The sequence below is a fragment of the Shewanella sedimentimangrovi genome, assembly GCF_017354965.1.
Classification (GTDB): Bacteria; Pseudomonadota; Gammaproteobacteria; order Enterobacterales; family Shewanellaceae; genus Shewanella; species Shewanella cyperi.
Genome location: NZ_CP071502.1, coordinates 2,537,556 through 2,550,487, shown reverse-complemented (window position 1 = coordinate 2,550,487; position 12,932 = coordinate 2,537,556). Strand labels below are relative to the sequence as shown.

Below are 12,932 nucleotides of genomic sequence, written 5' to 3'. Positions count from 1 at the left end.
CGATGTTTTCCTTATTTACCACCTTAAGAGATGGCCGCGCTTATATGAAAACCTGGCCCATGGTCAGGCAGCTTGGCTATTTCTTTCCCGAATACCGGGTGGTAAAGGCGACCTCGCTGGCCATCAAATGGATGCCTGCGCTGGCGCTGCCTGCCGCCGCCAGTCAGCTCTATCTGCACGGTTGGGACTTTTTGCCCCAGGCCATCACCATAGCGCTGTTTTTCATCAGCCTGCCGCTGCAGGGCCTGCTGTGGCTTGGCAAACGCGCCCGTCATCCCTTGCCGCTGTCCCTGCTCAGTTGGGGTAATCAACTGGGAGAGAAGCTGAACGCCATGGGCGTTGATTGCACTCTCCTCGGAGCCAAGGCCTGTTATCTGGACATGGCCCGCCTGCTGAAGATAGCCTTTGAGCGCCTCGATGCAAGTTACTGGGACGCGCTTTAAGCCTCAGTAGCTGGCGTTAATCCCTCTGCTGACAAATACCGCCTTGATTTTTTCCATGGTCTCCCGTGATGGCGGCCTGATGTCCTTCAGCGGATAATCCTCGCCCAGGGCCTCCCATTTGTGGCGCCCCAACTCGTGGTAGGGCAGTAACTCCACTTTCTCCACATTGGCCATGGGCCCGACAAATTCCGCGAGACGAATGGCGCTGTCCTCATCGTCGGTAAAGCCGTCCACCACCACGTAGCGGATCCAGGTGGGCTGACCCCGTTTGGCCAGGTAGTCGGCAAATTGCAATGTTCGCTGGTTGCTGACCGAGGTCAGATCCTGATGGCGCTTGTCATCCATCTGCTTGATGTCCAGCAGCACCAGATCCGTGTTGTCCAGCAGTTCGTCGATCACCGGGCTGTACTTGCGCACAAAGCCGTTGGTGTCGAGACAGGTGTGGATCCCTTCCCGGCGACAGGCCTTGAACAGTTCGGCCACGAAGGGCGCCTGCAGTATGGCTTCGCCCCCGCTGGCGGTGACGCCACCGCCGCTGGCCTCAAGGAAGGGCCGGTAGCTTTGGATTTGCGCCATCAGCTCATCAACCCCAACTTCGCGGCCGCCGTGGAGATCCCAGGTGTCGCGGTTGTGACAGTACTGGCAACGCATCAGGCAACCCTGCATAAACACGATAAAGCGTATGCCGGGGCCATCCACCGTGCCGAAGGATTCCACCGAATGGATCCTGCCTGTAACTGTCATTGCCTCTCCTGAAAACTGACCGGCAGATAGTGGGAATTGAAGACCCATCTGAACATAGGGGCTGAAGAACAAGGAGCGCATTGTCCTTCAGCCTCGGTTGCATTACCAGTCCCTGAACTACATACCTTTGGTAAAGGTGCGGGCGATCACATCCTGTTGCTGCTCCGGCGTCAGGGCGTTGAAGCGTACCGCATAGCCCGACACCCTGATGGTCAGTTGCGGGTATTTTTCCGGATGCGCTATGGCATCTTCCAGCATCTCGCGATTCATCACGTTGACGTTGAGATGCTGACCACCCTCACGTACCGGACTGTGACGGAAATAGCCGTCCATCAGCGCCGCCAGGTTACGGCGTCTGGCGCCATCCTCTTTGCCCAGCGCGTTCGGCACTATGGAGAAGGTATAGGAAATACCGTCCTGGGCGTGGGCGAAGGGCAGCTTGGCCACCGAGGTGAGCGAAGCAATGGCGCCTTTCTCGTCACGACCGTGCATGGGGTTGGCACCGGGGGCGAAGGGGGCGCCGGCGCGGCGACCGTCCGGGGTGTTGCCGGTTTTCTTGCCATACACCACGTTGGAGGTGATGGTCAGAATGGACTGGGTCGGAATGGCATTGCGGTACATCTTCTTGTTGCGGATCTTGCCCATAAAGCGCTCGACCAGTTCGCAGGCGATGTCGTCGACCCTGGCGTCGTTGTTGCCGAATTTGGGGTAGTCACCTTCGATGTCGAAGTCCACGGCAATGCCATTTTCATCACGTACCGGTTTCACTTTGGCGTACTTGATGGCCGACAGCGAGTCGGCGGCAATGGACAGGCCGGCGATACCGCAGGCCATGGTGCGGCGCACGTCGCGGTCGTGCAGCGCCATCAGCGCCGCTTCATAGGAATACTTGTCGTGCATGAAGTGAATGGCGTTCAGGGCGCTGACGTACTGGGTCGCCAGCCATTCCATAACTTCATCCAGTCGGCCCATGACCTCGTCATAGTCCAGCACCTCACCCTTGATGGGGTCGGCCTTGGGAGCCACCTGAATTTTCAGCTTTTCGTCGATACCACCGTTGATGGCATAGAGCATGGTCTTGGCCAGGTTGGCGCGGGCACCGAAGAACTGCATGTGTTTGCCAACCACCATGGGGCTGACGCAGCAGGCGATGGCATAGTCGTCGGACTCAAAATCCGGGCGCATCAGGTCATCGTTTTCATACTGGATAGAGCTGGTGTCAATGGAGACCTTGGCGCAGAAGTGCTTGAAGTTTTCCGGCAGTTTCTCGGACCAGAGCACGGTAATGTTGGGCTCAGGACTGGGGCCCATGTTGTACAGGGTGTGCAGGAAACGGAAGCTGGACTTGGTCACCAGGGTGCGGCCGTCAAGGCCCATACCGGCTACGGACTCGGTGGCCCAGATGGGATCGCCGGAGAACAGTTCGTCATATTCCGGGGTCCGCAGGAAGCGCACCATGCGCAGTTTCATTACGAAGTGGTCGATCATTTCCTGGGCTTGCTGCTCATTGATCAGGCCACGCTTGAGATCACGTTCGATATAGATGTCGAGGAAGCTGGAGGTGCGGCCCAGCGACATGGCGGCGCCGTTTTGGCTTTTGATGGCGGCCAGGTAGCCGAAATAGGTCCATTGGATGGCTTCGCGGGCATTGGTGGCGGGGCCGGAAATATCGCAGCCGTACTTGGCCGCCATTTGTTTCATTTGTCCCAGGGCGCGGTGCTGCTCGGCGATTTCTTCCCGCAGTTGCATGGTGGCCTGCAGATCCTCACCGGTTTCGAAGGCGTGCTGCAGCGATTCAAACTGCTTGAGTTTGTCGGCCATCAGGAAGTCGATGCCGTAAAGGGCGATGCGGCGATAGTCGCCTATGATGCGGCCGCGGCCGTAAGCATCGGGCAGGCCGGTCAGTACTCCTGACTTACGGCAGGCCATGATTTCCGGGGTGTAGATGTCAAAGACGCCCTGGTTGTGGGTCTTGCGCAGTTCGCTGTAGACATACTTAATATCTGGATCCAGCTCACGGCCATAGGCGGCGCAGGAGCTTTCCACCATGCGAATGCCACCATTGGGCAGCATGGCGCGTTTGAGTGGTGCATCGGTTTGCAGGCCCACTATGGTTTCCAGTGACTTTTCGATATAACCGGCATCGTGGGAGACGATAGTGGAAACCTTGTCGGTATCGAAATCCACCGGTGCATGGGTGCGGTTTTCCTGCTTGATGCCTTCCATCACCTTGGCCCACAGTGCCGTGGTGGCCTCGGTGGGGCCGGCGAGGAAGCTGTCGTCCCCTTCGTAGGGACTGTAGTTGCGCTGGATAAAGTCGCGCACCTTAACCTCTGAGCTCCATTCTCCGGGAATGAAACCTTCCCAGGCCTTGGCAAACTGCATTTGTTTGTCTGTCATATCGGGCTACCTTCTCATTTACCTGGCTCTGTGCTGCCTGGCCAGGTGTAAGTTTTACAATTCTGTCCTCTGACGTGCCCCGATTGTTGGGCTTGCCCCGGCCACTTGTTCTGAATTCACTGTAGCGGAAAAGTGTGGCAATTATGGGCTTGAGTCAGTTTATTTTTTAAAATGGTAATACCAATTGTCCATGGTGATAGTAGCACGACTGCAAGCAACTGACATCCGCTTATCAGGCTTTCATCTTGTCTGAGTGTGAATTTTGCTGGCAGCTTAACATTTTTATCTTTCAGGCTTGGATTGGGAACGGCGAAACTTTGCGCTGGCAGCAGTTTTATTGCCGGGGTTGGTCCGCCAGTCTTCTGCGATGAACACAAGGTGAGCGATATAATATTGGTAAGACCAATTTACATTAGTGTGCTCGACTTCAAAGAAATGCACTTGGGGTTGTGATGGCGGTCACGCTTTGGCGGGCCCTCTCTGTCCAGTCATTTTCAGGGCGGGATAATGCCTGCGAACCGGGGCACATCAAGGTTTATGTGTGAAGGCAATCAACAGCAAGCAGCAGTGAGCAGGCAATGACGACAAAGCAGGCAGTGGCAAGCAAAGCGCCGATGGCAGCCAATCAAGAGGTCGGGATATTTCATGGTCCAGAACAGAATGATGCGCCGCAGCGCGGCACAGGGGCGACGACGGCAGATAAACAGCAATACCCGGCGCCAATGGGTCTGGTGGCACAGGCAGAGCAGTACGGTGCCGGAAAAATTGCCAAATCCGCCACAGCGCTGACGGGGCTGGGGGTGTTTGCCGGCATCTTTATCTCCATTGCCTTTGTGTTTTACCTGACGGTCACCACGGGCGCCGGGGCTGCACCCTGGGGCCTGGTACGCCTGGTTGGCGGCATTGCCTTCAGTCTGGGATTGATTTTGGTGGTGGTCAGTGGCGGAGAACTGTTCACCAGCTCGGTACTCACCAGTGTCGCCTGGGCTGCAAAGCGTATCAATACCGCCCAGATGCTCACTTGCTGGGGCCGGGTGTTTGGTGGTAATGCCCTGGGGGCTGGGCTTATGGTGGCGCTTGTCATGGGCGCCGGCCTGTATCAACTGGATGGCGGCCAGTGGGGACTCGGTGCCTTGAAACTGGCGCAGCACAAGCTACACCACAGCTGGAGCCAGGCCTTTTGCCTGGGGGTCTTGTGTAACATGCTGGTATGCCTTGGGGTGTGGATGACCTTTGCCTGCCGCGATACCCTTAGTAAGGCCTTGCTGCTGGTGTTGCCTGTGGCCATGTTTGTCAGCAGCGGCTTTGAGCACAGCATTGCCAACCTGTTTATGGTGCCACTGGGGATTGCCATTCACAGTTTTGCCGGCAGTGAGTTTTTCAGCGTCATAGGTGTTGATCCCGCAACCTTTGCCGACCTGACCTTAAGTAACTTCATCCTGCATAATCTCATCCCCGTAACCTTGGGCAACATTGTCGGCGGAGCCTTGGTGGTTGGTCTGGGCTACTGGTGGATTGAGCAAAACGCCACTCATGGTTAATCGGATACGCACGCCAAGGCCCCGTCTATCCCGGCCGGGCTGAGGCGTCTTGTTAACGCCGCGTCTTTTTAACGCCACGTCTTTTTAACGCCACATTAGGGCTTGTGGACGTTTCATGGTTATTTTTGCAGCAGTCCGGTCGGTTTTTATGCAAGGCGGCGGGAGTGCAGTGTAGCTATTCTACATAAACGTGCACTAACGCTGCAGAAAGACCGACCTGGCGCCGCCCTTCGGGTTCGTCTGGCGGCTCCCTGCACTTTGTCACTCGTCGCTTATTTAGAATAACTAAACTTCGCTCTTCGTTTCGCGTTCAGAACGCCGCCAGAAAGAACAAAATTTAATCTCTAAACGTCAACAAGCCCTAGCAGGCTTACATCAAGACTTGCCGGAGCCATCGTCCCCAACGGCATTAATCCGCATCAACAACTCGACAAACAGTGACAGTTCGGCCGGGCTCAGGCAGCGGCCGATTTTGGCATTGAGTTCGGCGTAAACCACTTCCTTCGCGGTTAAAAATTGTTCCAGGCCCTGCTCGGTGAGGAGGATGTGCTGGGCCCGGGCATCGAACTGGCAAGTGACCCGGCGAATGAGCCCCTTTTTCTCCAACCGGTTGACCATGGCACTGGCGGAGGATTTTTGTACCTGCATCTCGGCGGCCAGCGCCGAGAGGTGACTGCTGTCGTCATGGTCCTGGCCATGGGGTTGTGCATGCGAATTGGAATTCATCTCTGCCAGCCCGGCCTGGTGTACGCACCAGAGATATTCAAACTCGTTGACTGTGAGCGGGGTTGCCTGCTGCTCTGTCGCCATATGCCAGGCACCGGCGAGACAGCGCTGAAATTGGATCAGTGCCTGTGTCAGTTCCATAGTGATTGTACTCAAGCCATAGGTGGCAATTAAGTTAGTTAGGCGAACAGTTTTAACCTTGTGACTGGCTCTGTCAAGTAAGGTTTTCAGCAATGTTTTATTTTAAAGTCATCATCTTTAAGTCAACCATGGCTCGATTGGTATTCAGATTTATAGTTTGACAGGCTAACTAAATTTCAATATGGTTAGTCAGTCTAACTAAATATGCAATCCAACATGAGGATAAACCATGGATCTGACACTCGCCCTGATGGGCCTCTCGCTGTATATACTCCTGTGGGAAAAGCTGCCGGATTGGGGCAATTGGTTCAACGCCTTGCTGGCAAGACTGCCAAGGCCTCTGACCTACCTATATGAAGCATGGCACTGTCCCTTCTGCTTTGGCTTTTGGGCCGCTTTGGCACTGCATGGTCTGACCGGCATAGTGACCATTGAGGCTCTATTCACACCTCCTGCCTATCTTGGCTCGTTTGGGCTTCCCATAGCCTGGTTTCTCGATGCCCTGGCGACAGCCACCCTGATCATGGCGGCTTCACTTGGCTTTAAGGCTATTTCCGGGCCTGCCATCAGGGGGCACCAGATGACCGAAGAGTTTCGCAACTCATTCAAGCAGACTCAGGGTTAGCAATTACACCGGGAAACCGGGCGCTGGTTTGTGGGCAGCACGTCGGCAGCCTTGCATCTGGCCTTGGGTGACAGTTTGTCTGCGCCTTGGCTGGATGTTGGTTTTTTCAGCCGGGGCAGGTAACAGGAATGGGCCTTATAAGATGGAATATTGAGTTATCCATCTTTGGCCTTGAACTTACTTTGGTTTATATTGCCAGCCCACAATGCCTAACCATTATTCTCTGCGAGAACAGCCTCAATGACGACCGCGACATCCCCGGGCAAAAAGCCCCTTGCCATGCCCGACACCCTGGTGCTTATCTTCTTTGTGGCCCTGTTTGCCGCCGCCCTGACCTATTTGGTGCCTACGGGGGCCTTTGATACCCAGGAAGTGCATTTCAGCCAGAACGGCGAAGAAAAAACGCGCACTGTGGTGGATCCGGGCTCTTTCCGCTATGACCTGGACGAGGGCGGGGAACCCAGGCTGGCACCTGTGGCCCTGTTTGATGCTTCCGGGCGCGGTTTGCTGAACTTCATGTTCGAGGGACTGGTGTCCGGGGACAAGTGGGGCAGTGCGGTCGGCGTCATCATGTTTATGCTGGTGATAGGTGGCTCCTTTGGCATAGTCATGGCCACGGGCACAGTGGATAACGCCATCCTGCGCCTCATTGCACACACCCAGGGGCGGGAGCAACTCTTTATCCCGCTGTTGTTCGGTTTGTTTTCCTTGGGCGGCGCCGTATTCGGTATGGGGGAGGAGGCCATCGCCTTTGCCATTATTCTCTGCCCCTTGATGATACGTCTGGGCTACGACGGCATTACCACTGTGATGGTGACCTATGTGGCCACCCAGGTGGGGTTCGGTGCCAGTTGGATGAACCCCTTCAGTGTCGCCATAGCCCAGGGGATAGCCGGCATTCCCGTGCTGTCGGGTGCCCTGGTGCGTATGCCCATGTGGCTCGGCTTCACCCTGCTCGGCACCCTGTTTACCATGCACTACGCCAAACGCATCAAACGGGATCCCACACAGTCCTACAGCTATACCACCGATGCCCATTTCCGTGATGCCCAAAGTGACCAGGACCATAAGGGGCGATTTAATCTCGGCGATACCCTGGTGCTGCTGACCCTATTGGCAACCATGGTGTGGGTGATTTGGGGCGTGCTGGTCAAGGCCTGGTTTATCCCCGAAATTGCCAGTCAGTTCTTTACCATGGGGCTGGTGGCTGGGTTAATCGCCTGCATTTTTGGTCTTAACGGCATGACCCCAAGCCAGGTGGCCAGACAGTTCAAACAGGGGGCCGCCACCATGCTGGAGCCCTGTTTGCTGGTGGGCGGTGCGGCCGGGGTGCTCATCTTGCTCGGCAACGGCGGTCCTACTCAGCCGAGTGTGCTCAACACCATTTTGGCGGCAGCGGGTGAACTTATTGGACAGCTGCCAACTGCGCTGTCGGCCTGGTTTATGCTGTTGTTCCAATCGGTATTCAATTTCTTTGTGACTTCGGGATCGGGACAGGCAGCCCTGACCATGCCCCTGATGGCACCCCTGTCCGATATAGTCGGTGTCAGCCGTCAGGTGGCCGTGCTTGCGTTTCAGTTGGGGGACGGTTTTACCAATGTGATAGTGCCAACCTCTGCGTCCCTGATGGCCACCCTGGGTGTGTGCCGGGTGGAATTCGGTGCCTGGCTGAGATTCATCTGGCGCTTTCTGGTGCTGCTAATGGTCGCGGCGAGCCTGATGGTGCTGGGTAGCCATTATCTTGGGTTTGTCTGACAGGTTAGTGAGAAATAAAAACGGCACCCAAGGGTGCCGTTTGATTATTTACCTACTGCTTAGAATTTCACGTCGTATTGCAGATAGGCGAAGCGACCTATGTTGTCATAGGTACCTTGACTATAGAACGGCCAGTCATTCGGAGCGCTGAATGAAGGCTGTCTGTCCAGCAGGTTGCGAATACCGAAGGTCAACTTGTTGTTGTCGGCAAAGTAGTAGGCCGTGGTCCAATCCAGCTGGAAGTAAGCAGCATTGTGCTGTGGCTTACCTGGGTTGACAACGTCACCGGTCTCTTCGTCGTATTCCACATCATAGTAACCGATCAGCTGACAGGTCTTGGCGGCTGTATTGCGTTTCTCGTAGTCATTGAAGCCTGGCAGGAAGCGCATGTTCAGTGAGGTTTCAATGTCATCCAGCTGATATGTTACGCTGCCATTGAGACGGAACTTGCGTGCGGCGTCATCGGCGATGTCATCACACAAAGGCTGTACTGCAGATGACTGCTGCTTGTAAGTCAGGAACTGCTCAGCATGCAGGTTGGCACTCAGGTTACCGAATGAGAACTCGCTGTTGTATTGCAGGTCGTAAATCAGACCGGTTGCGCTTTGCTCAGACAGGTTTTGCAAGTTGCTCTTTACATAACCCTGGCGGGCTGAGTCTGTCAGGCGACCCTCTGAGTTACGTACAACCAGATTCGTCAGATTGCCCTTGGCTTCTTCGTCAAGGATTTCCTGAATTGCCAGTGAACCAACCACGTCTTCAATCTTCAGTGACCAGTAGTCGAGCGAGAATGACAGCTCGTCGGTCAGCTGATAAACAGCGCCCACGTTGTAAGACACGGAGGTTTCTGGTTTCAGCTCTGGGTTACCGCCGCTCTTGGAGTTCAGCTCTACGCGTTTACAATCCGGATGAGCAGGATTGTTACCGGCCGCCTGGCACAGCTTGGTGTCGATAGCGCGTTGAACGCCGGCAGAGGTGCTGGTGAACAGATCGGACAGGTTTGGAGCCTTGAAGCCGGTACCGTATGAAGCGCGCAGCAACAGGTCATCGATTGGACGATAAGACACTTTGGCTGAGTAAGTGGTATCGCTGGCATCGCTCAGATCCCAGTCAGCCTTGTCGTGACGGACTGCCAGGTTAAGCTCCATGTTTTCCACCAGAGGCAGAGATACTTCCAGGAAGCCGGCGATATTGTCAAACTTGCCGCCGCCGTTGGAGCCGGCGCCACCAATCACTTCACCATTCACTGTGGCTGGATCGGAGCGGTCCTGGTATTTCTCTTTACGCATGTCGACACCGGTGGCGATACCCACTTCACCACCGGGCAGTTCCAAACCAACCAGACCATTCAACACCAGAGAAGAGAAGGTGACGTCATACTCACCGGTACGGTGGATGGCTGCCTGTAAATCACGACAGATTTCAGCCAGTTCGTCCGAGGAGCAATCGTTGACGATAAAAGGATTGAGTTTTGATTCAGGATCGTTGAACGCATCGGCGACGTTGCTGGCGAGCAGTTGACCAGCGGCACCAATCTGACGGTTGGTCAGCTTGGAGTGACCCAGATCGAAGTCCAATGCCCAGTTGTCATCGATGTTGTAGTTCATACCAACAACGGCTTCAAAAGTTTCGTTGGTATTGTCTTTCTGACGATTCGGGAAGTCGATATAACGACGTCCAACAGAGACTACTGCTTCACCGGCTTCGACCAGGCGGATGATCTCGTCGGCCTTGGCAGCATCATCTTTGTAACGATCGTTACGCAGGAAGTCTGCCAGGAATGGGCTTTGTGACACGTCAACCTGACCTGGAGCCGGAGCGTTTGAGGTCAGAGTATATGCGCGGGTATAGCGGAATTGACCATCGATAACCAGGTCGTCTGAGGCTTCATGGGTAATGCTGGTGAACAGTGACTGACGCTCGGTTTCAGGTTGGATCTGGTACAGAGATGCGAAGTCATAGGCGCAACGACCGTTGGACAATACATCATTTTCCGGGCAGTCGGACCAAGGTACTGAGCCTTCACCCTTAGCTGCGTTGTCCAGACGCTTACCGTCTTCACCCAGTGCTGAGTTGATGCTGGTAAAACCTGGAATACCCCAGGATGAGCGACCGTCGCCACCTGGATGACCTTCGATAAAGGCGGTACGGCCAAATTCACGATCTGTGGCTTGGATGGCTCCGCGGGAGAAGTGTTCGGCGGTGAACAGGATATTGGTCTTCTCACCTGATGCACCGGCTACTACGGACACGTTCAGTTCTTTACCGTCGTTGTGTTCCAACGCTGCACCGTACTTGGCAGACAGGGCAACACCTTCGAAATCCGTCTTGGTAATGATGTTGATTACACCGGCAACCGCATCTGAGCCATAAATGGCTGAAGCGCCGTCAGGCAGAATATCAATGCGGGCAACAGCTGTCATGGGGACTTGGTTTACGTCAGTAAAAATGCCGCCGGCAGAGTTTTTGGGCAGACGACGACCATTGAGCAGGATCAGTGTGTAATCACTGGCAAAGCCCTTCAGACCTACAGAAGAGGCACCCGCGGCTTGGCTCAGGGTGGATGATTCGTTAAAGCCGCCAGAAGCAGCGTTGGTACGCAGGAATTCGGCTACGGTAGAGAAACCTGATTTTTCAATGTCCTCAGCGTTGAACACTGTAATTGGGTTGGCGGTTTCCATATCGGTACGCTGAATGCGTGAACCGGTCACTGCGATACGCTCGACTTTGGCACCAGCATCTGCTTCGGCTGCAGATACAACTGACATTTGCATGGCAGACACTGAAGCGCCGCCAATCAGCGCAAAGCGAATGGCTTTGGCCAATGTATTATTGGTTTGCATGTTTTTCTCCCTGACACTTTATTGTGTTTTTATGCGTAATAAATTCGATTGCTCATGTTTTTTAGCATCAGAATTTATTTCGGGGAAAGATATAAGCACAGGGAAATAACAAGTTCAATACAAGGTAAATTCTTGTAAAAAGCAACAAATAATGAGCTTTGTGGCAACAATAAATTAAAGAATTTCAGATGTAAATTTCACGTGGATCAATAAATAAGCTGAAATATTACTGTCATGCTTACATTGTATTAAAATGGTTAATGGTGTGTGCTTTGGGTTGATATTTATTAGATTTATCTATGTTTAAAGTCTGTGATAGTTAAGCAAGTTTGCAACATTTTGCTGTCAGGTAATTATTGGTTTGTTCAGAAACTGAATGCTAAATATACAATGTAAAAAGGTTGTCATTCTGTATAACGAGGTTTTGGTTGTTATTTTTTCTTTGATATATGTTTTTCTCTGACCTATATAACAACATGCCATTTCGTTAATGCTTGATTGAATATTCAGTTTTATTGCGTTTATATCTGGCTTGGACGCATCTTAATTAAGATGCCAACTACATGATGAAATCAGTGATAGCTAATTTATGAACTGGTAAAGCTTTGAGACTGGTGGAAATGTGTCGGGGTTAGCTGAAGCCATCAGCTGCCGATGGTGCAGATTCTGCGTTTGGGCCATTGCAGATCTTCAACCTGTCAAACGCCTTTTATGTGGATAAGGTCGGTTGCCGGGTTTTGGCAAACGCAGTTGGAAAGAAATACCTGAAGAAGCAGATACTGACCCAGAGCACGGTCAGACAGGCAATCAGCAGCTCAACCAGTGCCAAATCATGCACAGTCACGCTCAATTCTGTCATGCCGTTGGCACTCATCCAGGCGCTGACTTTGAACAGGGCCGTTGCGCCTATCACCAGGGGAAAGGTAAATGCCGCATAGCCCGGACTGAACGGCAGGCGCAATAAGGTCGGAGCCGCCAGGTACACCACAGAGGTCATCAACAGGGCCAGCGGCAGCAGCAGGGCTATCACTATGGGATTGACTTGCTGGGTAACGCTGAGGTACCCGGCCAACGACAGGCTGGCGGGAGCCGCGAGAATGGCAAGTGAGGGCTGGGCGGCGGTGGCAAGCGGAGCACACACAATTAAGCGATACAGCATCAAGGGCAGCAGCAGGGCGTAGGAAATCAGGCCAAATCCGAGCAACCCCTGGGCGAGCGCCAGGTTGGCACCTGTGGGCATGGCAAATGCCGCGACTATGATGCCCACCGGTGGCACAAACCAACTGGGCGCCATATCTGTCAGTTTAAAGCGGCGGAGCCTGTGGCCGGCAAACAGTGTAAAGAAGCAGATATGTACCAGCACGGCAAAGGTCCACACTCCGCTTGCGACCCGGGGGGCATATTGACCCAGGCAGTTGGACACAGTCATTAATCCCATGGCAAAGGTGGGCAGTACGCTGCCAAGCAGAGGGTGACTCAATTCCTGCCACAATACCCTGGGATGCAACACAAACTTGGCCAGCAGCAACAGCAGCAAGGGCGTGGCCAACAGGGCGCCCATTAATTGGGCCTGACCATTGAATCCTGGCCCCAGGTTTTCCAGGCTCCAACCCAAACCGGCTATGGCCAGGGCCAGGCCCCCAAGCGGACTTGGTAGGTGCGCGATTCGGCTGACCAGAGCTGGAATGGAATTCATGGCAGGGTTCCTGAAGCA

9 protein-coding genes are annotated in these 12,932 nt (G+C 54.1%); 4 read left to right on the top strand and 5 right to left on the bottom strand.

Annotated features, from left to right (window positions below):
- Positions 1-2: 2 nt before the first annotated feature.
- Positions 3-443 (top strand): terminus macrodomain insulation protein YfbV, encoded by a 441-nt coding sequence (yfbV, locus tag JYB85_RS11075; RefSeq protein WP_207320088.1) that lies wholly within the window; start codon positions 3-5, stop codon positions 441-443.
- 3 nt (positions 444-446) lie between these two features.
- Here yfbV and pflA read toward each other — a convergent pair whose 3' ends face one another.
- Together pflA and pflB are read right to left on the bottom strand one after the other, a co-directional pair.
- Complete coding sequence (gene pflA, locus JYB85_RS11070; RefSeq protein ID WP_207379349.1) at positions 447-1,187, bottom strand: pyruvate formate lyase 1-activating protein; 741 nt, start codon at positions 1,185-1,187, stop codon at positions 447-449.
- Positions 1,188-1,304: 117 nt separating this feature from the next.
- On the bottom strand, positions 1,305-3,587 hold the full coding sequence (pflB, locus tag JYB85_RS11065; protein WP_207379348.1) for a formate C-acetyltransferase: 2,283 nt from the start codon (positions 3,585-3,587) through the stop codon (positions 1,305-1,307).
- Between the two features lie 614 nt (positions 3,588-4,201).
- Here pflB and focA point away from each other — a divergent pair.
- Positions 4,202-5,128: a formate transporter FocA gene (gene focA / locus JYB85_RS11060; RefSeq protein ID WP_228730088.1), complete on the top strand. Its 927-nt coding sequence runs from the start codon at positions 4,202-4,204 to the stop codon at positions 5,126-5,128.
- A gap of 375 nt (positions 5,129-5,503) precedes the next feature.
- Here focA and JYB85_RS11055 read toward each other — a convergent pair whose 3' ends face one another.
- Positions 5,504-5,995, bottom strand: a complete 492-nt coding sequence (locus tag JYB85_RS11055) for a MarR family transcriptional regulator (protein WP_207379347.1) — start codon at positions 5,993-5,995, stop codon at positions 5,504-5,506.
- Positions 5,996-6,224: 229 nt separating this feature from the next.
- Between JYB85_RS11055 and JYB85_RS11050 the strand changes: the two genes are divergently transcribed.
- Together JYB85_RS11050 and yfcC are read left to right on the top strand one after the other, a co-directional pair.
- Entirely contained in the window at positions 6,225-6,620 is a 396-nt protein-coding gene (locus JYB85_RS11050) for a hypothetical protein (RefSeq protein WP_207379346.1), read from the top strand.
- Between the two features lie 240 nt (positions 6,621-6,860).
- Positions 6,861-8,375, top strand: a complete 1,515-nt coding sequence (gene yfcC / locus JYB85_RS11045) for a putative basic amino acid antiporter YfcC (protein ID WP_228730087.1) — start codon at positions 6,861-6,863, stop codon at positions 8,373-8,375.
- A 59-nt stretch (positions 8,376-8,434) separates the two neighbouring features.
- On the opposite strand, the gene JYB85_RS11040 is transcribed toward yfcC, so the two are convergent.
- Positions 8,435-11,218: a TonB-dependent receptor domain-containing protein gene (locus JYB85_RS11040; RefSeq protein ID WP_207379345.1), complete on the bottom strand. Its 2,784-nt coding sequence runs from the start codon at positions 11,216-11,218 to the stop codon at positions 8,435-8,437.
- A 709-nt stretch (positions 11,219-11,927) separates the two neighbouring features.
- Complete coding sequence (locus JYB85_RS11035) at positions 11,928-12,914, bottom strand: TDT family transporter (RefSeq protein ID WP_207379344.1); 987 nt, start codon at positions 12,912-12,914, stop codon at positions 11,928-11,930.
- Positions 12,915-12,932 lie beyond the last annotated feature (18 nt).

Excerpts from the sequence above, each read along its gene's own strand:
- pflB (WP_207379348.1), bottom strand. The coding sequence starts at position 3,587 with ATGACAGACAAACAAATGCAGTTTGCCAAGGCCTGGGAAGGTTTCATT.
- JYB85_RS11035 (WP_207379344.1), bottom strand. The coding sequence starts at position 12,914 with ATGAATTCCATTCCAGCTCTGGTCAGCCGAATCGCGCACCTACCAAGT.
- JYB85_RS11050 (WP_207379346.1), top strand. The coding sequence starts at position 6,225 with ATGGATCTGACACTCGCCCTGATGGGCCTCTCGCTGTATATACTCCTG.
- focA (WP_228730088.1), top strand. The coding sequence starts at position 4,202 with ATGGCAGCCAATCAAGAGGTCGGGATATTTCATGGTCCAGAACAGAAT.
- pflA (WP_207379349.1), bottom strand. The coding sequence starts at position 1,187 with ATGACAGTTACAGGCAGGATCCATTCGGTGGAATCCTTCGGCACGGTG.
- JYB85_RS11040 (WP_207379345.1), bottom strand. The coding sequence starts at position 11,218 with ATGCAAACCAATAATACATTGGCCAAAGCCATTCGCTTTGCGCTGATT.
- yfcC (WP_228730087.1), top strand. The coding sequence starts at position 6,861 with ATGACGACCGCGACATCCCCGGGCAAAAAGCCCCTTGCCATGCCCGAC.
- JYB85_RS11055 (WP_207379347.1), bottom strand. The coding sequence starts at position 5,995 with ATGGAACTGACACAGGCACTGATCCAATTTCAGCGCTGTCTCGCCGGT.
- yfbV (WP_207320088.1), top strand. The coding sequence starts at position 3 with ATGTTTTCCTTATTTACCACCTTAAGAGATGGCCGCGCTTATATGAAA.